The sequence below is a fragment of the Burkholderia sp. Bp8984 genome, from assembly GCF_003853755.1.
Lineage (GTDB): Bacteria > Pseudomonadota > Gammaproteobacteria > Burkholderiales > Burkholderiaceae > Burkholderia.
In genome coordinates, this window is sequence record NZ_QTQN01000044.1 from 1 (window position 1) to 21,231 (window position 21,231).

General features: G+C 66.9%; 18 protein-coding genes and 1 riboswitch. Of the genes, 8 read left to right on the forward strand and 10 right to left on the reverse strand.

Going from position 1 to position 21,231, the window contains the following annotated elements:
* Positions 1-198 precede the first annotated feature (198 nt).
* Both DID98_RS31310 and DID98_RS31315 read right to left on the reverse strand, forming a co-directional pair.
* Positions 199-570, reverse strand: coding sequence for a nuclear transport factor 2 family protein (locus tag DID98_RS31310; protein WP_124488494.1), 372 nt, complete (start codon positions 568-570; stop codon positions 199-201).
* 230 nt (positions 571-800) lie between these two features.
* Positions 801-1,805, reverse strand: a complete 1,005-nt coding sequence (locus DID98_RS31315) for an AraC family transcriptional regulator (protein WP_124488495.1) — start codon at positions 1,803-1,805, stop codon at positions 801-803.
* Positions 1,806-1,941: 136 nt separating this feature from the next.
* Here DID98_RS31315 and DID98_RS31325 point away from each other — a divergent pair, with 136 nt between their 5' ends.
* From DID98_RS31325 to DID98_RS31335, 3 genes are read left to right on the forward strand one after another with little or no spacing between them, the layout of a single operon-like run.
* A complete protein-coding gene (locus tag DID98_RS31325; protein ID WP_124488496.1) occupies positions 1,942-3,615 on the forward strand; it encodes an acyl-CoA synthetase in 1,674 nt (557 codons plus the stop codon).
* Positions 3,616-3,642: 27 nt separating this feature from the next.
* Positions 3,643-4,410 (forward strand): 3-hydroxyacyl-CoA dehydrogenase, encoded by a 768-nt coding sequence (locus DID98_RS31330; protein ID WP_124488497.1) that lies wholly within the window; start codon positions 3,643-3,645, stop codon positions 4,408-4,410.
* Between the two features lie 18 nt (positions 4,411-4,428).
* Positions 4,429-5,619: an acetyl-CoA C-acetyltransferase gene (locus DID98_RS31335; RefSeq protein ID WP_124523171.1), complete on the forward strand. Its 1,191-nt coding sequence runs from the start codon at positions 4,429-4,431 to the stop codon at positions 5,617-5,619.
* An 88-nt stretch (positions 5,620-5,707) separates the two neighbouring features.
* On the opposite strand, the gene lipA is transcribed toward DID98_RS31335, so the two are convergent.
* The 6 genes from lipA to DID98_RS31365 all read right to left on the reverse strand — a co-directional run bounded on the left by lipA (position 5,708) and on the right by DID98_RS31365 (position 13,998).
* A complete protein-coding gene (gene lipA / locus DID98_RS31340) occupies positions 5,708-6,682 on the reverse strand; it encodes a lipoyl synthase (RefSeq protein WP_124488499.1) in 975 nt (324 codons plus the stop codon).
* Positions 6,683-6,685: 3 nt separating this feature from the next.
* A complete protein-coding gene (gene gcvT / locus DID98_RS31345) occupies positions 6,686-7,804 on the reverse strand; it encodes a glycine cleavage system aminomethyltransferase GcvT (protein ID WP_124523610.1) in 1,119 nt (372 codons plus the stop codon).
* Between the two features lie 162 nt (positions 7,805-7,966).
* Positions 7,967-9,223 (reverse strand): serine hydroxymethyltransferase, encoded by a 1,257-nt coding sequence (gene glyA / locus DID98_RS31350; protein WP_124571965.1) that lies wholly within the window; start codon positions 9,221-9,223, stop codon positions 7,967-7,969.
* Positions 9,224-9,316: 93 nt separating this feature from the next.
* A complete protein-coding gene (gcvP, locus tag DID98_RS31355; protein ID WP_221622540.1) occupies positions 9,317-12,196 on the reverse strand; it encodes an aminomethyl-transferring glycine dehydrogenase in 2,880 nt (959 codons plus the stop codon).
* Positions 12,193-12,567 carry a glycine cleavage system protein GcvH gene (gcvH, locus tag DID98_RS31360; protein WP_124488503.1) on the reverse strand — a complete coding sequence of 125 codons (375 nt, stop codon included), beginning with the start codon at positions 12,565-12,567 and terminating at the stop codon, positions 12,193-12,195. Before gcvH ends, gcvP begins: the two co-directional genes overlap by 4 nt.
* Before the next feature lie 228 nt (positions 12,568-12,795).
* Positions 12,796-12,882: riboswitch (glycine riboswitch) on the reverse strand.
* A 192-nt stretch (positions 12,883-13,074) separates the two neighbouring features.
* Complete coding sequence (locus DID98_RS31365; RefSeq protein ID WP_059534474.1) at positions 13,075-13,998, reverse strand: LysR family transcriptional regulator; 924 nt, start codon at positions 13,996-13,998, stop codon at positions 13,075-13,077.
* Positions 13,999-14,048: 50 nt separating this feature from the next.
* Here DID98_RS31365 and DID98_RS36425 point away from each other — a divergent pair, with 50 nt between their 5' ends.
* The 5 genes from DID98_RS36425 (at position 14,049) to betA (ending at position 20,149) form a co-directional block, all read left to right on the forward strand.
* Positions 14,049-14,177, forward strand: coding sequence for a hypothetical protein (locus DID98_RS36425; protein ID WP_260427325.1), 129 nt, complete (start codon positions 14,049-14,051; stop codon positions 14,175-14,177).
* Entirely contained in the window at positions 14,158-15,135 is a 978-nt protein-coding gene (gene speB / locus DID98_RS31370) for an agmatinase (protein WP_124488504.1), read from the forward strand. The genes DID98_RS36425 and speB overlap by 20 nt, the downstream gene beginning before the upstream one ends.
* A 113-nt stretch (positions 15,136-15,248) precedes the next feature.
* Positions 15,249-16,757 carry an aldehyde dehydrogenase gene (locus DID98_RS31375; protein WP_124571967.1) on the forward strand — a complete coding sequence of 503 codons (1,509 nt, stop codon included), beginning with the start codon at positions 15,249-15,251 and terminating at the stop codon, positions 16,755-16,757.
* 160 nt (positions 16,758-16,917) lie between these two features.
* Positions 16,918-18,423: a cytosine permease gene (locus tag DID98_RS31380; protein ID WP_221622541.1), complete on the forward strand. Its 1,506-nt coding sequence runs from the start codon at positions 16,918-16,920 to the stop codon at positions 18,421-18,423.
* Between the two features lie 40 nt (positions 18,424-18,463).
* The gene (gene betA, locus DID98_RS31385) at positions 18,464-20,149 is read left to right on the forward strand and encodes a choline dehydrogenase (protein WP_124571969.1); all 1,686 of its coding nucleotides are present in this window, start codon (positions 18,464-18,466) and stop codon (positions 20,147-20,149) included.
* Positions 20,150-20,184: 35 nt separating this feature from the next.
* On the opposite strand, the gene DID98_RS31390 is transcribed toward betA, so the two are convergent.
* Positions 20,185-20,883 (reverse strand): TetR/AcrR family transcriptional regulator, encoded by a 699-nt coding sequence (locus DID98_RS31390; RefSeq protein WP_124488508.1) that lies wholly within the window; start codon positions 20,881-20,883, stop codon positions 20,185-20,187.
* 131 nt (positions 20,884-21,014) lie between these two features.
* On the reverse strand, positions 21,015-21,221 hold the full coding sequence (locus DID98_RS35985; RefSeq protein WP_185640908.1) for a hypothetical protein: 207 nt from the start codon (positions 21,219-21,221) through the stop codon (positions 21,015-21,017).
* Positions 21,222-21,231 lie beyond the last annotated feature (10 nt).

A 21,231-nucleotide genomic window follows, 5' to 3' on the forward strand; every position in this document is an offset into this window, starting at 1 on the left:
ACGCCGATGATAGTGCGGATTCCCGTGTGAAAGTAGGTAATCGTCAGGCTCCCTAAGCCAGAAACCCCCGCCCGAAAAGGCGGGGGTTTTTGCATTTGCAGCGCAGAAATGCGCGATCTCAGCGAATGTCAGGACGGCCGATCGATCAGATCGGATCCCGGAGTCCTGCAGTTTGCCGATTTGCAGGCATGTCGCAGTTCAACCGATCTGCGATCCATGTCCTGCGACGACACGCCAGCCGCTGCCCGATCGGCGCCACAGGCGCGTGTAGGCGAACGTGCCGTTGAATGCGGTGCCGTCGAAACAACCGGCAAGCATGGCCTTCGTCGTGGTGAGGATCATCTCGCCGATCGCTTTTGCCTGCGTTTCCCGAATATCGAGTGCGTCGAGACGCAGCAGTTTCGCGCGATGAGCGGACAGATCGTCGTGCTTCGAGATGACCTGTCCGCTCGGAACGGTGAAGACCAGTTCGTCATCCAGCAACGTGTCCAGTTCGTCGACGTCGTTGGCGAGCATTGCCGCTCGAAGTGCGGTTTCATAGGGTTCGATGACTGCACGAACGGTATCCATATCGGGGCCTCGCATCAGCTCGAAGGATCAGGATTCCACGGATGGTCGGCGGGCGTGCCGCGGTGCCGACAAACGGTACGGTGGTTGCGGGTTCGCAGCCGAATCGACTGCATGGCCGTCGAACGAGCAACAATCGCCGCCTCAAGCAGAGGAACACGGTTCTTCCATACCTTGCATGACGGCCGCACCCGTCAGCGCGCTCGCACCGAGCGTGGCGCCCGCGCCCCAATTCAATGCTCCGCCTGCGCCCCGTTGACTTCCCGCCGAAACGCCCCCGGGCTCGTCCCCGTCCATTTCCGGAACGCACGATGAAACGCGCTGGGCTCGGTAAAACCGAGTTCCGCCGCGATTTCCGCGACGCTGAGCGTGTGTCCGCGCAGCAGCGACTGGGCCAGCGCGCCGCGCAGTTCGTCCTTGATCGACGCGAAGCTCTGCCCCTCGCTGCGCAGGCGTCGCCGCAGCGTCGCGGGCGTCGTGCCGAGGCGCGCGGCCAGCGTGTCGAAGTCCGGCCACTCGCTGGCCGGCAGCGCCTTCAGGCGTGCGCGCGTCTTCGCCACCCAGCCGGTGTCGTGTCGATAGCGCACGAGCAGGTTGCCGGGCGCGCCGCGCAGGAAGGTCTTCAGCGCCTGCGCGGAGCGGATCGTCGGCAGCGCGAGGTACGTGGCGTTGAACGCGAGCCGGCTGTCGGGACGGTCGAAATGCACGGGCACACCGAAGAACTGGTGGTAGTCAGCGCGCTGGTCGGGGCTCGGGCACGCGAAATCGATGCGCTGCAGCGGAATGCGCCGGCCGATCAGCCAGCAGGCGACGCCGAGCAGGATCAGCCAGAACGTCCGGTAAGCGAACGCCGAATACGGTGCGCCTGCCTGCGTGAGGACGATCTGCGCCTGGCCGTCGGCGACCACGAGTTCGCCGTGCGGTTCGTCGAGCACGACACGCAGGAACTGCAGCGCACGCCGCAGCGCCTTCTCGAGCGTGCCCGCGTGCAGCACGGCATGGCACAGCAGCGTGAAGCTGCCGCGCCGCATCGGGCGGGCCGCGAGCCCGAAGAATTCGTCATCGATCGCGCTGGCGATCGCCAGCCACAACCGGCCGTACTGCTGCGGCGTGACGGGCTCGCGCACGGCGGCCGGCAGGCCGGCGGCACGCAGCACGGCCTCGGTCGACATCCGCCGCCGGCGCAGGCTCTCGAGCGCATCCTCGACGAAACCCGGCGAGATCATCTGCGGCCCCATTTTTTCATGCCCTCCAGACATGGCAAAAGCGATCACGATTCTAGATCCTGTTTGTCATTGATTGCAATGTGACGGCTGTCTACCATCATCGATATACCCCCGGTTCGCCGGCGGTCATAACGAACAGGAGACACGCATGCGTGATGGAGCAACCGCCCGGGTGGTGCCGGCCTACGCCGACGCCGTGGCCGGCTTCCGTATCGAGACTGCCGCCGCACAGCTGCACGGCGACCTGGAGCAGGGCCTGAACGCCTGCGTGGAATGCTGCGACCGGCATGCGGCGGCGGATCCGGATGCGATCGCGCTCGACTGGATCGACGTCGGCGGCCGGCACCGCAGCTTCACGTTCGCGCAGATGCAGGCGCTGTCGGCGCGGGTCGCGAACCTGCTGGTCGAGGAGGGCGTGAAGCCGGGCGACGTGGTCGCCGGCCTGTTGCCGCGCACGCCCGAACTCGTCGCGACGATCCTCGGCACGTGGCGCGCAGGCGCCGTCTATCAGCCGCTCTTCACCGCGTTCGGACCGAAGGCGATCGAGCACCGGCTGCGCATGAGCGATGCGCGTCTGGTCGTCACCAACATCGCGAATCGCGCGAAGCTCGACGAGATCGTGGATTGCCCGCGGGTCGCGACGGTGCGCGAGGCGGGCGACGCGCTGCCGGCGCGCGACATCGATTTCCGTGCGGCGCTCGACGCACAGTCCGCGCTATTCGAACCGGTGCCGCGCAAGGGCACCGACCTGTTCATGATGATGTCGACGTCGGGCACGACGGGCCTGCCGAAGGGCGTGCCGGTGCCGCTGCGCGCGCTGCTCGCGTTCGGCGCATACATGCGCGACGCGGTGGACCTGCGCGCCGGCGATCGTTTCTGGAACATCGCCGATCCGGGCTGGGCATACGGCCTCTACTACGCGATCACGGGCCCGCTGCTGCTCGGCCACGCCACGACGCTGTACGAGGGCGGCTTCACGGTCGACAGCACCTACGACGTGATCGAACGGCTCGGTATCACGAGCCTCGCCGGTTCGCCGACCGCGTACCGGATGCTGATGGCGGCCGGCACGGAAGCAGCATCGCGCCTGAAAGGGCAGCTGCGGGTCGTCAGCAGCGCGGGCGAACCGCTGAATCCGGAAGTCGTGCGCTGGTTCCACGCGGCGCTCGGCGCGCCGATCTACGATCACTACGGCCAGACCGAACTCGGCATGGTCGTGAACAATCATCACGGGCTCGCGCACGTCGTCCATACCGGTTCGGCCGGCCTCGCGATGCCCGGCTATCGCGTCGCGGTGCTTGACGACACCGGTCGCGAACTCGGCCCCGGCGAGCCCGGCAACCTCGCGATCGACATCGCTCGCTCGCCGCTGCTGTGGTTCTCCGGCTACTGGCAGCAGGACACGCCGGCCATCGCGGGCGGCTACTACCGGACCGGCGACAACGTCGAGCTCGAGCCGGACGGCACCGTGAGCTTCATCGGCCGCGCGGACGACGTGATCACGTCGTCCGGCTACCGGATCGGCCCGTTCGACGTGGAAAGCGCGTTGATCGAGCATCCGGCCGTCAGCGAGGCCGCGGTGATCGGCGTGCCGGACCCGGAGCGCACGGAGATCGTCAAGGCGTTCGTCGTGCTGTCGAAGGGCTTCGACGGCACGCCGGCGCTGGCCGACGAACTCAGCCAGCACGTGAAGCGGCGGTTGTCGGCCCACGCCTATCCGCGCGCGATCGAGTTCGTCGACGCGCTGCCGAAAACCCCGAGCGGCAAGATCCAGCGCTTCGTGCTGCGCAAGATGGAAGCCGAGAAGGTCGCTCAATCCTGACTATCGAATACTGACTACGGACTGCGAATGAACATCAAGGATCGCGTTTTTCTGATTACGGGCGCCGGTTCGGGCCTCGGTGCCGCGGTGGCGCGCATGGTGGTCGCCGAAGGCGGCAACGCCGTGCTGCTGGACGTCAATGAAGACGCCGGCGCGAGCCTCGCGCACGAACTCGGCACATCCGCACGCTTCGTGAAGACCGACGTGACGAGCGAAGCCGACGGGCAGGCCGCCGTTGCCGCCGCGCGCGCTGCGTTCGGCCGCATCGATGCGCTCGTGAATTGCGCGGGCGTCGCACCGGGCGAGAAGGTGGTCGGCCGCGAAGGCCCGCATTCGCTCGAGCGCTTCGCGCGTGCGGTATCGATCAACCTGGTCGGCACGTTCAATATGATCCGGCTGGCGGCGGATGCGATGTCGAAACAGGACGCCGACGCGGAAGGCGAGCGTGGCGTGATCGTCAACACCGCGTCGGTCGCGGCGTTCGACGGACAGATCGGGCAGGCCGCGTATGCGGCATCGAAGAGCGGCGTGGTGGGCATGACGCTGCCGATCGCGCGCGAGCTCGCGCGGTTCGGCATTCGCGTGGTGACGATCGCGCCGGGCATCTTCGCGACGCCGATGATGGCCGGCATGCCGCAGGACGTGCAGGACGCGCTCGGCAAGAGCGTGCCCTTCCCGCCGCGGCTCGGCCGCCCCGACGAATTCGCGGCGCTGGTGCGCCACGTCGCCGAGAATACGATGCTGAACGGCGAAGTCATCCGTCTCGATGGCGCACTGCGCATGGCACCGCGCTGACACTGGAGGAATGCAATCATGACGACACAGGATCCGATCGTAATCGTCGGCGCGGCACGCACGCCGATGGGTGGTTTTCAGGGCGACCTGGCCGCGGCCAGCGCGAGCGAGCTCGGCGCGGTGGCGATCCGCGCGGCGCTCGAGCGCGCGAACGTGCCCGCGGAGCGCATCGATGAAATCGTGTTCGGCTGCGTGCTGCCGGCCGGCCAGGGTCAGGCGCCGGCGCGGCAGGCCGCGCTGAAGGCCGGCTTGCCGCTGGGTACCGGCGCGACCACGGTCAACAAGATGTGCGGCTCCGGGATGAAGGCCGCGATGTTCGCGCACGACCTGCTGCTGGCCGGATCGGCGGACGTGGCGGTCGCGGGCGGGATGGAGAGCATGACGAATGCGCCGTACCTGCTGCCGAAGGCGCGCGCGGGAATGCGCATGGGGCACGGCCAGGTGCTCGACCACATGTTCCTCGACGGTCTCGAGGATGCGTACGACAAGGGCCGGCTGATGGGCACGTTCGCGGAGGATTGCGCGCAGGCCTACCAGTTCACGCGCGAGGAGCAGGACGCGTTCGCGATCGCGTCGCTGACGCGCGCGCAACGCGCGATCGCGGAAGGGCGCTTCGTGTCGGAGATCGCGCCGGTGACGGTGAAGGCCGGCAAGACGGAAGCCGTCGTGTCGATCGACGAGCAGCCGGGCAAAGCGAAGCTCGACAAGATTCCGACGCTCAAGCCGGCGTTCCGCGAAGGCGGCACGGTGACGGCCGCCAATTCGTCGTCGATTTCCGACGGTGCGGCCGCGCTCGTGATGATGCGCCGCTCGGAAGCAGACCGGCTCGGCCTCGCGCCGAAGGCGGTGATCGTCGGGCATTCGACCTACGCGAACAAGCCGGGCCTGTTCGCGACGGCGCCGATCGGCGCGATCCGCAAGCTGTCGGAGAAAACCGGCTGGAACCTGCGCGACGTCGACCTGTTCGAGATCAACGAAGCGTTCGCGGTGGTTGCGATGGCCGCGATGCGCGATCTCGACCTGTCGCACGACAAGGTGAACGTGCACGGCGGCGCGTGCGCGCTCGGCCATCCGATCGGCGCATCGGGCGCACGCGTGATGGTGACGCTGCTGGCCGCGCTCGAAGCGTATGGGCTCAAGCGCGGCGTCGCGTCGCTGTGCATCGGCGGCGGCGAGGCGACGGCGATCGCGATCGAGCGCGTCGCGTAACGTGCGCCGGAAGGACGCAGGCGGTCTGGTCCGGGGCCATACCGCCGCATCGGCGAAGCGCGTCACGCGCGCTTCGCCGAACCCGCCGTCATTCGACCGTTTCGCCTTTCGCCTGCAGGTCGGCGTGATAGGACGAGCGCACCATCGGCCCCGATGCGACCTGGCTGAACCCGAGCGCAAGCGCGCGCTGCCGCAACTGCGCGAATTCCGCGGGTGGAACGAAGCGCTTCACGGGCAGGTGGTGGCGGGTCGGCTGCAGATACTGGCCGAGGGTCAGCATGTCGACACCATGCGCGCGCAAGTCGCGCATCACCTGTTCGACCTCGTCGATCTCTTCGCCGAGGCCCAGCATCAGGCCCGACTTGGTCGGCACGTTCGGCGCCGCGGACCTGAATGCCTGCAGCAGGCCCAGCGAGTGCCGGTAGTCGGCGCCCGGCCGCGCCTCGCGATACAAGCGCGGCACGGTTTCCAGATTATGGTTGAACACGTCCGGCGGGGATGCCGCGAGCAGGTTCAGCGCGACCTCGTGCCTGCCGCGAAAATCCGGCGTCAGCGCCTCGATCCGGAGTGCCGGGTCGATCCCGCGTGCGGCGCCGATGCAGGCCGCAAAGTGTGCGGCGCCGCCGTCGCGCAGGTCGTCGCGATCGACCGACGTGATCACCACGTACTTGAGCCTCATCGCTGCGATCGTTTCGGCGAGTCGTGCCGGCTCGTCCGGATCGAGCGGAAGCGGGCGGCCGTGCCCGACATCGCAGAACGGACAACGCCGTGTACAGATGGCGCCCATGATCATGAAGGTCGCCGTGCCGTGAGCGAAGCACTCGCCGAGATTCGGGCAACCGGCTTCCTCGCATACCGTATGCAGCTTCTGCTCGCGCAGGACCTTCTTGAGCGCCATCACCTCGCGCGAGCCGGGAAAGGCGGCACGAATCCATTCAGGCTTGCGCGGCATGTCGGCCGGTTCGGTCGCGACGATCCTCACGGGGATGCGAGCCATTTTTTCGGCGGCGGAGAGCCGGGTTCCGGCGGCCATCGGCGTGTTGCGGATATTCGTGTTCGCCATGGCTTACCCGCGGTAGTAGCGTTGCGCGACGAACGGGGTTCTCGCGACTTCCATCGGAACCGGTTTGCCGCGGACGATCGCATGCAGTGCCGTGCCCGGTGTCGCGAATTCGGCCGCGACATGGCCGATGGCCACCGGGCCGCCGTACGTCGGACCGAAGCCGCCGCTCGTCACCGTGCCGATCGAGCGCCCGTCGGCGTCGACGATGTCGGCGCCCTCGCGCACCGGCACCCGGTCTTTCACGACGAAGCCGACGCGTCTTCTTTTCACGCCCTCGGCGATCTGCCGCGCGACGACATCCGCGCCGGGATAGCCGCCGGCGCGTGCACCGCCAGGGCGTCGCACTTTCGAGAGGGCCCACAGCAGCCCGCCTTCGATCGGCGTGGTGCCGGTGTCGATGTCGTGGCCGTACAGGCACAGGCCGGCTTCGAGACGCAGCGAATCGCGCGCGCCGAGACCAATCGGCTCGACGGCAGGGTCGGCCAGCAGCAGGCGTGCTAGCGCTTCCGCCCGATCGGCCGGCACGGAGATCTCGTAGCCGTCCTCGCCGGTGTAGCCGGAGCGGCTGACCATGCACGCCGCGCCGGCCAGCTCGACACGCGTGCTTTGCATGAAGACCAGTTCGGCCAGGCGGGGCGCCAGGCGCGCCAGAATCGACGCGGCGGCCGGCCCTTGCAGGGCGAGCAGCGCGCGGTCGGCCAGTTCGACGACGTTACAGCGGTGGCCGATCCGTTCCCTCAGATGGCGGAGGTCGCGGTCCTTGCACGCGGCGTTGACGACCGCGATCAGCTCGGCGTCGCCGAGGCGGGTGATCATCAGGTCGTCGAGAATGCCGCCTTGCTCGTTCGTGAACAACGCGTAGCGCTGCATGCCCGGCGGGAGGTCGATCACGTCGACCGGCACCAGCGTTTCGAGCGCGGCGGCGGCATCCGGGCCCGACAGCAGCACCTGTCCCATGTGCGAGACATCGAACAGCCCGGCCTGCTCGCGCGTATGAAGATGCTCTTTGAGGATGCCGAGCGGGTACTGGACGGGCATTTCGTACCCGGCGAACGGAACCATCTTCGCGCCGAGCTCGACGTGAAGGTCGTGAAGTGGAGTACGGGAAAGTGGGATCGTCATCGTTATTCCGGATCAACAGGATTTTAGGAGATCGCGCGCGGCACAGCTTCGGAGTACGGAATGAACGACTGGAACGATCCCGTATCCGGAGGCGTGTCCCGTTCTCCGGAGCGACGTCGAAGTCGCTCCCGAAGAACGGTCGGGAAATGGCCCGAGCGGCCGTTACTTGCCGTATACCGGGAATGCGCCGCACAGTTCGGCGACGTGTCGCCGAACGCGGTCGATGACCGACGGGTTCTCGATATCGGCCAGGATGTCGCAGATCCAGCCGGCCACCGCGCGCGCTTCCGCTTCCCTGAAACCGCGGCTCGTCACGGCAGGCGTGCCGATGCGAATGCCGCTGGTGACGAACGGGCTCTGCGGGTCGTCGGGCACCGCGTTCTTGTTCACGGTGATGTGCGCGCGGCCCAGCGCCGCATCGGCCGCCTTGCCGGTCAGCCCCTGGCGGATCAGGCTGACGAGGAACAGGTGATTGTCCGTTCCGCCGGAGACGATGTCGAAGCCGCGTTTGACGAACGTATCGGCCATGGCCCGGGCGTTGGCGACCACCTGCTGCTGATGGATCCGGAACCCGGGCGACAGCGCTTCCTTGAACGCAACGGCCTTGGCGGCGATGACATGCATCAGCGGGCCGCCCTGGATGCCGGGGAACACGACGGAATTGAGCTTCTTCTCGATCTCCGGGTTCGTCCGGGCGAGAATCAGGCCCCCGCGCGGGCCGCGCAACGTCTTGTGGGTCGTCGTGGTGACGACGTCCGCGTGCGGCAGCGGATTCGGGTACGCGCCGGCCGCCACCAGGCCCGCGACGTGGGCCATGTCGACGAACAGGTATGCGCCGATGGCGTCGGCGATCCGCCGGAAGCGCGCCCAGTCCACCACGCGGGAATAGGCGGAGAAGCCGGCCGTGATCAGTTTCGGCCGGTGCGCGGTCGCCAGCGCCTCGACCTGGTCGTAATCGATCTCGCCGGTTTTCGCGTTCAGGCCGTACTGCACCGCACGATAGAGCTTGCCCGAGAAATTCACATGCGCGCCATGCGTCAGGTGACCGCCGTGCGCGAGGCTCATGCCGAGTATCGTGTCGTGCGGCTCGAGCAGTGCCATGTAGACGGCGGCGTTGGCCTGGCTGCCGGAATGAGGCTGCACGTTCGCGTAGTCGGCACCGAACAGCGCCTTTGCGCGATCGATCGCCAGCTGTTCGACAACGTCGACGAATTCACAGCCGCCGTAGTAGCGCTTGCCCGGATAGCCCTCGGCATACTTGTTGGTCAGCACCGAGCCTTGCGCCTGCAGCACGCGCGGGCTCGTGTAGTTTTCCGAAGCGATGAGCTCGATATGGTCTTCCTGACGAATGCGCTCGCGTTCCATCGCCGTCCACAGTTCGTCATCGAAGCCTTCGATCCGCATGTCTTTGCTGAACATTTTTCCTTCTCCTGGTGTCGGTGCGGCGCGCACGTCGGGTGCGCGGCCGCTCAAGCAGGGTTGAGTGTCGTTACGAGTGGGTCGGCCGGCGCGTCACGATCGATACGCTTCCATCGGCGGACACGAGCACACGAGGTTGCGGTCGCCGTAGACGTTGTCGACCCGCGAAACCGGCGGCCAGTACTTGCCGCCTGCCGTCGCCGCGACGCCGAGCGGATAGACGGCCTGTTCGCGCGAATACGCGTGAGGCCAGTCGCCCACGAGTTCGGCCGCCGTGTGCGGCGCGTGCTTGAGCGGATTGTCTTCGGCATCCAGCGTGCCCGCTTCCACGGCTGCGATTTCGGCGCGGATCGCGATCATCGCGTCGATGAACCGGTCGAGTTCGGCCGTCGATTCCGATTCGGTCGGCTCGATCATCAGCGTGCCGGCGACCGGGAAGCTCATCGTCGGCGCGTGGAAGCCGAAATCGATCAGGCGCTTGGCGACGTCGTCGACGCTGATGCCGCTGCTGTCCTTCAACGGCCGCAGGTCGATGATGCATTCGTGCGCGACGCGGCCGTTCGGCCCCGTATAGAGAATCGGGTAGTGTGGCGAGAGGCGCGCGGCGATGTAGTTGGCGTTGAGGATCGCCACCTCGGTTGCACGCTGCAACCCGCGCGACCCCATCAACGTGATGTAGGTCCACGTGATCGGCAGGATGCTCGCGCTGCCGAGCGGCGCCGCGGACACCGCACCGATCCCCGGCACGCTGCCCTCCCGATGCCCGGGCAGGAACGGCGCGAGATGCGCCTTGACGCCGATCGGGCCGACGCCGGGGCCGCCGCCGCCGTGCGGGATGCAGAAGGTCTTGTGCAGGTTCAGGTGGGACACGTCGCCGCCAAACGCGCCCGGCCGGGCGAGGCCGACCAGCGCGTTCATGTTGGCGCCGTCGATGTAGACCTGGCCGCCGTGCGCATGGACGATGTCGCAGGCGTCGCGTACGCGGGCCTCGAACACGCCGTGGGTCGACGGATAGGTGATCATGATCGCGGCCAGCCGGCTGTCGTACCGGGCGGCCTTGGCGGCGAGGTCCTCGATGTCGACGTTGCCGTCGTCGTCGCAGTCGACGACGACGACCTGCATGCCGGCCATCTGTGCGGATGCCGGGTTCGTGCCGTGCGCCGACGACGGAATCAGGCAGATGTCGCGCCGTGCCTCGCCGCGGCTCGCGTGATACGCGCGGATCGCGAGCAGGCCCGCGTATTCGCCTTGCGAGCCCGCATTCGGCTGCAGCGACACCGCGTCGTATCCGGTGATCGTGCACAGCATTGCCTCGAGTTCCCGCGCCAGCACGCGATAGCCGTCGGCCTGTTCGGCCGGTGCGAACGGATGCAGCCGGGCGAACGCCGGCCACGTGATCGGCATCATTTCCACGGTGGCGTTCAGCTTCATCGTGCAGCTGCCGAGTGGAATCATCGTGCGGTCGAGCGCGAGATCCTGGTCGGCGAGCCGGCGCAGGTAGCGCAGCATTTGCGTTTCCGAATGGTGGCTGTTGAACGCCGGGTGCGTGAGGAAGGCGCTCCGGCGCAGCAGGGGGGCAGGCAACGCATCGGCGGTGGCGGCGTCGACGGCCGCGAAGTCGGGAACGGCGCGCCCTTCGGAGAAGATCGACCAGAGCATGACGATATCGTCGGACGTGGTCGTCTCGTCGAGCGAGATGCCGATCCGGCGCGCGTCGATGGCGCGCAGGTTGACCCGGCGGGCCCGTGCCGCCGCGTGCACGGCATCGGTGCGAATGCCGCTGTCGACGGCGATGGTGTCGAAGCAGTATTCGGTTGGCACGGCATGGCCGAGCCGGCGCAGGCCAGCGGCCAGGATCGCGGTGAGGCGGTGGATGCGGCGCGCGATCGCGGTCAGTCCGTGCGGGCCGTGATAGGCCGCGTAGAAGCCGGCGATATTGGCGAGCAGTACTTGCGCGGTGCAGATGTTGCTGGTGGCCTTCTCGCGCCGGATGTGCTGTTCGCGCGTCTGCATCGCGAGGCGCAGCGCCGGGCGGCCGTGCGCGTCGATCGACATGCCGACCAGTCGTCCCGGCATCGTGCGCCTGAACGTGTCGCGCGTCGCGAAATAACCGGCGTGCGGGCCGCCGTAACCCAGCGGCACGCCGAAGCGCTGCGTGGTGCCGACCGCCACGTCGGCGCCGAATTCGCCCGGCGGCGCGAGCAGGGTCAGCGCGAGCAGGTCGGCGGCGACCACGGCCAGCGCGCCGTTCGCATGCAGGGTGCCGACCACGTCGCGGTAATCATGGATGTCGCCGAAGGTGCCCGGATATTGCAGCAGCGCGGCGAAACAGCCGGTGGCGGACAGATCGCGGCGCGGATCTCCGACGACGATCTCGATGCCGAGCGGCTCCGCGCGCGTGCGAACGATCTCGATCGTCTGCGGATGGCAATCATGTGCGACGAAGAAGATCCGGCTGTCCGACCGGGCGAGGCGCCGGCAGAACGTCATCGCCTCTGCGGCCGCGGTGCCTTCGTCGAGCATCGACGCGTTGGCGATCTCGAGGCCGGTCAGGTCGGCGATCATGGTCTGGAAGTTGAGCAGCGCCTCCAGGCGGCCTTGCGAGATTTCCGGCTGGTACGGCGTGTAGGCCGTGTACCAGGCCGGATTTTCCAGCACGTTGCGCTGAATGACCGGTGGCGTGTGGGTGTCGTGGTATCCCATGCCGATGAACGAGCGGAACACCTGGTTGCGGCCTGCCAGTGCAGCCAGCCGGTCCAGCGCGTCGGCTTCGGTGCAGCCGGGAGGCAGGGCGAGCGGGGCATCGCTGCGGATCGCCGCGGGGACGACCTGTTTCACCAGCTCGTCGACGGAGTCCACGCAGAGCACGGCCAGCATCGCGGCCTGTTCGTCGGCATCGGGGCCGATGTGGCGGCGGACGAACGACGCGCGCTGCGCGACGGAATCGAATGCGTTCATGGCCGTCTCCGTCATTCGCCGATATAGGCGCGATACGCGGCGGCATCCATCAACCCGGTCAGCTGCTCCGGGCTGTCGATGCGCATCCTGAAGAACCAGCCGTCGCATTCCGCCGAATCGTTGACGAGGCTCGGCGTGTCGCCCAGGGCGGCGTTCGCTTCCAGCACGGTGCCGGAGACCGGCATCTTGACCTCGCCGGCGGCCTTGACCGATTCGACGGTGGCGGCCTCGTCGTACTGGGCAAAGGCGTCGCCTTCGTTTGGCAGTGCGACATAAACCAGATCGCCCAGCTGCGATTGCGCGTGGTCGGTAATGCCGACGGTGGCGCTGCCGTCGTCTTCGACGCGCAGCCATTCATGGGATTCGGTGTATCGGACCTCGCTCATGTGCTCTCTTCCTGACAGGGTTGCGTTGAGTGATGCGGCACACGCAAGCCGGAAGTGCACGGGCGGGAGGATGACCGACGAGTCGGCATCCGGACGAGACCGGGGCATTCCAGGCTGCGTGCCTGATGCCCCCTCTGTCCGTTTGCCTGAGAGATTGCGCGCCCCGCGGGGCGCTTCTCCTTCGGCGAGGCTTGGTCGACGACCAGAGGCCTACTCTCCAGAGCGCTAATCGATGCGTCAGTCCTTTTGCCTGAGAGTTTCTGGGGCGATTCCCCTTCGGCGCCGCCGGACGGCGGTCTCTCCTGACACATCCCGATAGCTGGCGACAATCTAGTCGCACGCCCGCGGCGGTGTCAACACCCCGTTCGACCGCCCATGCGGCGAGGCAGATGCCGCGGCACGGCGCAGGCGCGCCGAAAACGGCGCGCGGCATGGCGGAGCAAGGCCGCGCCGCGATCGCGGCCGGTCGATACTTCGGTGGAGACCGAAATGAATATCCGATATCGACTATCTGTCCGCCGGCGGGGGGCGGTTGCCCGACTGGGCCATCAGGTCGTCGAGGAACGCGCGAAGCACGGTCGGCTGCGCGGCGCCGCGGCGCGTGATCGACGAGAACGGCCACGCGGACGTGAGCTGTTCCGCGGCGAGCTGGCGCATCTGGCCGGCGTCGACCCACTGTCTCGCGTAGTGCCGCGGCAGAAAGCCGATGTAAGCGCCCGTCAGGATCAGGATCGCCTGTGCCTCGACATTGTCGACGGTCGCGGCCGCGCTGCCGCTCTCGAGCAATTGCAGGTCGCGCTGCTGCAGGAACGCGCGCGCGACCACCTGGCTTTGCCGGACGCGCTCGATCAGCGCGTCGCCGGTGGCGTCGGTCGAGAACAGCGGATGGTAGCGGCTGCAGTAGAGGCCGTCGGGCTCCTCGTACAGCTGCGTGTAGGACAGGCCGGCGACGGTGAGCGGGAAGTGGCCGATCGCGAGGTGCAGCCGCCCGTCGAGCACGCGCTCCTCGAGCTCGGCCGGCGTGCCGATGTAGATGTCGAGCTGGACGTCGTGACCGCGCGAGACGAACCGGCGCAGCGCGAGCGGCAGGATGCTGTCGGTGTCGGTGACCGTGTTGTCGATGATGCCGAGATGAAGCCGGCCCGAGATGCGCTGCTTGAGCGCGTGTGTGTCCATGCAGAACGCTTCCACCGCGAGCGCGAGGCGCTGCGCGGATTCGTAGGTCGCGACGCCGTGTTCCGTCAGACGAAAGCCACTGCGGCCGCGTTCGCACAATTTGACGCCGAGGCGCGTTTCGAGGCTGGTCATCTGCTCGCTGATGGTCGACTGGCTTACGTTCAGCGCGGCCTGCGCGGCGGAGAAACCGCCGCATTTCACGATGGTCATGAAAATCCTGAGCAGTTTCAGGTCGATGTCCTGCAGCTGTTTCACGTTCCGTTCTCCTCCGTCCGTCACATCGGAATATCCGATATGGACATCTGATGCCTGCTATTTTTCCGGAAAAAATTTTTGCCCATAGTGACCGCAAAGGCAAGCGCATGGACGGCCGTGCGCCGAAGACGAATCCGCATACAGATGGAGACGGAGACAATGCAGAACAACAGCTATGAAAAGGGCAGGCTCAACCTGCCGTTCGTCGGTCACTGCACCTTTGCGAAGGCGCCGGTGTGTCTCGACTGGGAGAACATCGACGCGGACGTCGCGATCCTGGGTGCGCCCAACGACATGGGCACCCAGTGGCGCTCGGGCGCGCGCTTCGGCCCGCGCGGCATTCGCGAGGCGTCGACGCTGTTTTCGTTCGGGCACGCGGGCGCCTACGATCACGAAGACGACGTGCTCTACCTGACCGAGGACCAGGTTCGCATGGTGGACGTCGGCGATGCGGACATCGTGCACACCGACATGGCCACGAGCAACGCGAACATCGAACTGGCCGTGCGCAAGATTCTCGCCGGCGGGGCGATGCCGGTAGTGCTCGGCGGCGATCATTCGGTGCATGCGCCGGTGATCAAGGCGTTCGAAGGCCGCGGGCCGATTCACATCGTGCATTTCGATGCGCACCTCGACTTCGTCGACGAACGCCACGGCGTGCGATACGGACACGGCAACCCGTTGCGCCGGGCCTCCGAGATGGACCATATCGCCGGCATGACGCAGCTCGGCATCCGCAACGTCTCGTCATCCAACCGCAGCGACTATGACGCGGCCCGCGCCGCGGGTTCCAACATCCTGTCCGTGCGCGATGTCCGGCGCCTCGGCACCGACGGCGTGCTCGAGCAGATTCCGCAGCGCGGCGCCTACTACATCACGATCGACATCGACGGCTTCGATCCGTCGATCGCGCCGGGAACCGGCACGCCGAGCCACGGCGGTTTCCAGTACTACGAAGTGCTCGAGATCATCCAGGCGCTCGCGAAGCGCAGCCACGGAAGCATCGTCGGCATGGACCTGGTGGAAGTGGCGCCGGCTTACGATCCGACCGGCACGACGTCGATCCTGGCCGCGCAACTGCTGATGAACAGCATCGGTTTCATTTTCCACGCGCGCAGCCTGGCCCGCGCCCGCTGAGACATTCATATCAGGAATCGGGCGCGACGTCTCGCGGGACGCCCGAAGTCACTACCGTACGGCCCGGGGGACCTCGCCGAGAGGCGCCGGGCAGGCTATCAAGGAAGATCAACATGGATGCCGTAGTCGCGCAATATCTCGATCGTCACGATGTTTCCCAGGCGACCCGCAACTTTCTCGCCAGGCCGATGAAGATGTTCATCGGCGGCGCGTGGGTGGACGGCAGCGACGGCCAGTTCAGCGCCGTCACCGAGCCGTCGACCGAGGGCGTCATCACGCAGATTCCGTTCGCGACGCCGGCCGATCTCGACCGTGCCGTCGCCGCCGCCCGCCACCAGTTCGATCACGGCGAATGGCGCCGCCTCAAGCCGCTGGAGCGCGAGCGGCTGCTGCACCGGCTGGCCGACCTGATCGAGGTGCACGCGGACGAACTCGCGGAGATCGAGTCGATCGACATGGGCAAGTCCGTCGCGCAGGCCCGCGCGATCGATATCCAGGGCACGGTCGATACGTTCCGCTATTTCGCCGGCTGGGCATCCAAGCTGCACGGCCGCACGGTCGAGCCGTCGCTGCCGGGCAACTATCTGGCTTATACGCGCAAGGAGCCGATCGGTGTCGTGGGCGCGATCGTGCCGTGGAACTATCCGCTGCAGACCATGGCCTGGAAGCTGGCGGCCGCGCTGGCGGTCGGCTGCACGACGGTCGTGAAGCCGGCCGAACTCACGTCGCTGTCGACGCTGCGCTTTGCCGAACTGGTGCAGGAAGCCGGCATTCCGGACGGGGTGGTCAACATCGTGACCGGTCGCGGCAGTGTGATCGGCGCCGCGATGGCGAGCCACCCGGGCATCGACAAGCTGACCTTCACGGGTTCGACGCCGGTCGGGCGCGACGTCGGGCAGAACGCGGTGCGGCACATCAAGCGCGTGACGCTCGAACTCGGCGGGAAATCCCCGGTCATCGTGCTGGACGACGCCGATATCGATGCCGCCGCGCAGGCCGTGGCCAACGGCGTGTTCTTCAACTCCGGCCAGGTGTGCGACGCGGGCACGCGGGCCTACATCCACCGCGACATCCATGACCGTTTCCTCGCGGCGCTCGCCGACTACACGGCGACGTTGAAGATCGCCCCCGGGCTGGATCGCGATTGCTTCATCAGCCCGCTCGTGTCGGCCAGGCAAAAGGACACGGTCATGTCGTACATCGAATCCGGCATCCGGGAAGGCGCCGAATGCTACTACGGCGGCCGCGCCCATGCGGGCCCGGGGCACTTCGTCGAACCGACGATCTTCGCGCATTGCCGTCCCGACATGCGGATCGTCCGCGAGGAAATCTTCGGCCCGGTGCTCGTGACCGCGCCGTTCGACACGCTCGACGAGGCCGTGGCGCTCGCGAACGATTCGTCGTTCGGCCTGGCCGCCGCGATCTACTCGAACGACCTGGGCCGCGTGCACGGCCTGATTCCGCGGTTGCAGGCGGGCACGGTCTATGTGAATGCGCACAGCACCATCGATCCGGCGCTGCCGTTCGGCGGGTTCAAGACGTCCGGGTTCGGCAAGGACCTCGGGCCGGAGCAGCTCGACTATCTGATGGAGACCAAGTCAGTCTGCATCACGCTTCCCTGACCGGTTGCACGTGATGTGCCGCCTGCCGCCGGCATGCACGGCAAAAGCCTGCAGCCGGCCGAAGGCGGCCTGATCCCGCTGCGAAATCTTCTCGACCCGTTCGTCCGGACCGGTCCGGGGAATTCGCTCTGCTTAGCCCTTTGCGATCATGGGGTACGACATGCAGGCAGAAACAAACGTATTGAAGGCGCCGCGCGGCGACCACGGTGCCATCGAGGCGCACTCGATCGACTTCGTCCCGGAAAGCGAGCGTACCGACCGGCTGGCCAGCCAGGGGCCGTTCTGGTTCGTCGGGAACTTCACGTTCTTCACGATGACGATCGGCTTCGTCGGGCCGAGCGTCGGTCTCGATTCGTTCTGGACCACCGTCTCGGGCACGCTCGGCATCATGTTCGGCACGCTGTTCATGGCGTTCCACGGCTCGCAGGGACCGCATCTCGGCTTGCCGCAGATGATCCAGTCGCGCGCGCAGTTCGGTTATCGCGGCGTCGTGCTCGTGCTGCTGGCGACGTTGTTCGTCTTCGCGGGCTTCAACATCGTCAACCTGGTATTGATGATGCAGGGCCTCAGGACGCTGTTCCATTGGGATCCGCTGCAGGTCGCGCTGGTCGTGACGGTGCCGGCCACGATCCTCGCGATCCTCGGACACGACTGGATGCACCGGACGTTCAAATGGTCGTTGTATCTTTCGCTGCCGCTTTACGGCCTCGTGACGCTGGCGGTGCTGGCCGGCTGGATCCATGACGCGCCGGCGGCGGCCGGTGCGCCGGTCGCGAAGCTGGGCTTCAACTGGACCGGCTTCATCGCGCAGTTCGCGGCGGCGGCCAGCTACAACATCGCGTATGCGCCGTACGTGTCGGACTATTCGCGCTACCTGCCGAAGAACACGCCGAGCGGGAGGCTGATCGCCGCGGTGTTCGTCGGGGCATCGCTGTCCGGCGCGTGGATGATCGCGGTGGGCGGATGGCTCGGTGCGCACCTGCATGCGACCGATGTGCTCGTCGCGCTCCACGGCGTGGGTGCCGGAATCGCGCCGCAGCTGGGCACGGCGGTCGTGGCCATCACGATCGTCGCGTTCCTGCCGGTGATCGCGATGAACATCTACAGCGCGAAGCTGACGGCCATCACCAGCGTGGACTCGTTCCGGAAGGTGGAGACGACCGCGAAGGCACGGATCGCGGCGATCGTCTTCGTCGTGCTGCTGCAGTTCGGCGTCGCGATGCGCATCTACGCGTCCGGTTCCGGCCTGTCGGTGCTCAACATCTATCTGGTGGTGATGCTGTATTTCCTGGTGCCGTGGACGGCAGTCAACCTGACCGACTACTTCTTCGTGCGCAAGGGGCGTTACGCGGTGCCGCATTTCTTTCGCCCGCGCGACAGCCTGTACGGGAACTGGGGCGGACGCGGCCTGCTTTCGTACCTGATCGGGTTCGTGTCGATGGTGCCGTTCTTCTGCATCTTCGACGGCGACCGCGAGGTCTATGTCGGCCCGCTCGCGAAGGCGATGGGCAGTGTCGACCTGGCCTGGCTGGTGGGGCTGATCGTCTCGGCGCTCGCGTACTACGTGCTGTGCCGGTCGCTCGACCTGCGGCGCGAGGAAGCGGAAATCGCGCACATCGAAGCGCACATGCCGGAGTTCACCACCGGCGAGAAAAAGCGCGGCTGACCCGGCACGCCAGGATCATTCATCGAGCAGGATAATCAAGATGACTAAATACTACGACTACATCATTGTGGGCGCCGGGTCGGCGGGATGCGTGCTGGCGAACCGCCTGACCGAGGATTCGAACGTCAGCGTGCTGGTTCTGGAGTACGGCGGAAGCGATCGCAGCGTGATCATCCAGATGCCGAGCGCGTTCTCGATGCCGATGAACACGAAGCGGTTCAACTGGCACTACGAGACGGCGCCGGAACGGAACCTGGACGGACGCCGCCTGCATTGCCCGCGCGGCAAGGTGCTCGGCGGCTCGTCGTCGATCAACGGGCTGGTCTACATTCGCGGGCATGCGTGCGATTTCGACGAATGGGAATCGCTCGGCGCGCGCGACTGGGGATACCGCAACTGCCTGCCGTATTTCCGCAAGGCCGAGAGCTACAAGTTCGGCGGCGACGAATATCGCGGCGCGGACGGCCCGCTGAGCACCAACAACGGCAACAACATGCAGAACCCGCTGTACGGCGCATGGGTGGAAGCGGGGGCCGAGGCCGGCTACATCAAGACCGACGATTGCAACGGCTACATGCAGGAAGGGTTCGGCGCGATGCACATGACGGTCAAGAACGGCGTTCGGTGGTCGACCGCGAACGCGTACCTGCGCCCGGCGATGCAGCGACCCAACCTGACCGTTCTCACCCATGCGATGACGCGCCGGATCGTGATGGAAGGCAAGCGCGCGGTCGGCGTGGTCTACGAGCAGGGCGGCGTCCAGCACACGGTACGCTGCACGCGCGAAGTGCTGGTGTCGTCGGGGCCGATCGGCTCGCCGCATCTGCTGCAGCGCTCGGGGATCGGGCCGGCCGACGTGTTGAGCAAGGCAGGGATCGAGGTCGTGCACGACCTGCCGGGCGTCGGCGAGAATCTTCAGGATCACTCGGAAATCTACATTCAGTACGAGTGCAAGGAGCCGGTGTCGCTCAACGGCAAGATGGGGCTGCTCGGCAAGGCGATGATCGGCCTGCGCTGGCTGCTGTTCAAGGACGGGTTGGGTGCCAGCAACCATTTCGAGGCAGGCGGGTTCATCCGTTCCGAAGCAGGGCTGCGCTGGCCCGACATCCAGTTCCACTTCCTGCCGGCGGCGATGCGTTACGACGGCGACAAGCCGTACAAGGGGCACGGCTTCATGGTGCTCACGGGGCCGAACAAGCCCAAGAGCCGCGGGCACGTTCGGGTTCGCTCCGCCGATCCGTACGAGCATCCGGAGATCCGGTTCAACTATCTCGACCGCGAGGAAGATCGCGAGGGGTTCCGTCGCTGCGTGCGCCTCACGCGCGAGATCGTCGGGCAGCCGGCCATGGATCGCTTCCGCGGCGTGGAGCTGGCACCCGGCCCGGACGTGACGACGGACGACGAGATCGATGCGTTCGTGCGTGCCAACATGGAAAGCACGATGCATCCGTGCGGCTCGTGCCGGATGGGCGAGGACGCGATGGCCGTGGTGGATTCGGAATTGCGCGTGCGCGGCGTTCAGGGCCTGCGCGTCATCGATTCGTCGGTGTTTCCGACCGAGCCGAACGGGAACCTGAACGCGCCGACCATCATGCTGGCCGAGCGGGCGGCCGATCTGGTGCGCGGGCGGAAGACGCTCGCGCCGTCCGATGCGTCGGTCGGCTTCGTCGAGAACTGGGAAGCGCAGCAGCGCACGGGCGTTCCCAAGCGCAAGGTGGCCGCTTAAGCGCGGTGCACGGCGGCGCGCGTTCGGCGGTCACGTCACCGATCGCGCGCCGCCTCCGGCGACACCGCGCCGCACGCGCGGATCACGAGCTGCACGACCTCTTCGGTCGTCTCGGCGAAGGCCTTCTGCGTGAGCGCACGCTTGCCGCTCAGCGCGCGGATCTGCGCATCGAAATCCGCGTAGTGCTGCGTGGTCGCCCAGATCAGGTACATCAACGCGTGCGGATCGATCGGCGCGAGCAGGCCGCGCGCGATCCAGCCTTCGATCACCTTCACGCGCGTGTCGAACCACGGCTTCACGCGCTCCGACAGGATGTCCTGCATGTGAGCGGCGCCGTGGATGATCTCGTTCGCCCAGACCTTCGAGCCGAGCGGGCGCCGTCGCGACAGATCCATCTTCGCGCGCACGTAGCTGGCGATCGCTTCGACCGGATCGTCGCCGGTCTCGAACGATCCGGCCGCGCGGTGCCAGTCTTCGAACAGGTCGTCGAGCACACGGCGGTACAGCGCAAGCTTCGTCGGGAAGTAGTAATGCAGGTTCGCCTTCGGCAGGCCCGCGCGCTCCGCGATCATCGCGGTGCTCGCGCCGTCGAGCCCGCGCTCCGCGAACACGGCTTCCGCGCACGCCAGCAGATGCGCTTCGTTGGACTCGCGGATGTGTGCCTTGCGTCGCCGCAAAGGCGTGCCCGTTTCGTCGTCGCCGATGGTGTCGGCGGCCGCCTGGTCATGTCTCATCGTTGCCCTCGCGCGGCATGCATGCCGCGTTGGGCTTCATTCTAGCCGCTGGTTCGCATCGAACGCACGCGCGAACACATCGGCGTGCGCGCGGTGCTGCGATGCGGTGGCACGCTTCTCGCTCGATCGATTCACGCAAGAAAGACATTGCGCTGCGCATTTTGATCGTCTAAAACCTGTCCAATCGGACAGGATTCGACGAGCGGCGGAACGTAGTGCCAACCCTGACGCCGTTTGATCGGACGAATCGCGCGAACGATGCGCATCTGCACCTCGCAGGTGCGGGTTTGCCCCGACGGCTGCAATGCGCGCACCGGCATCGGCCGGGATGACGGCATGACCGACCCC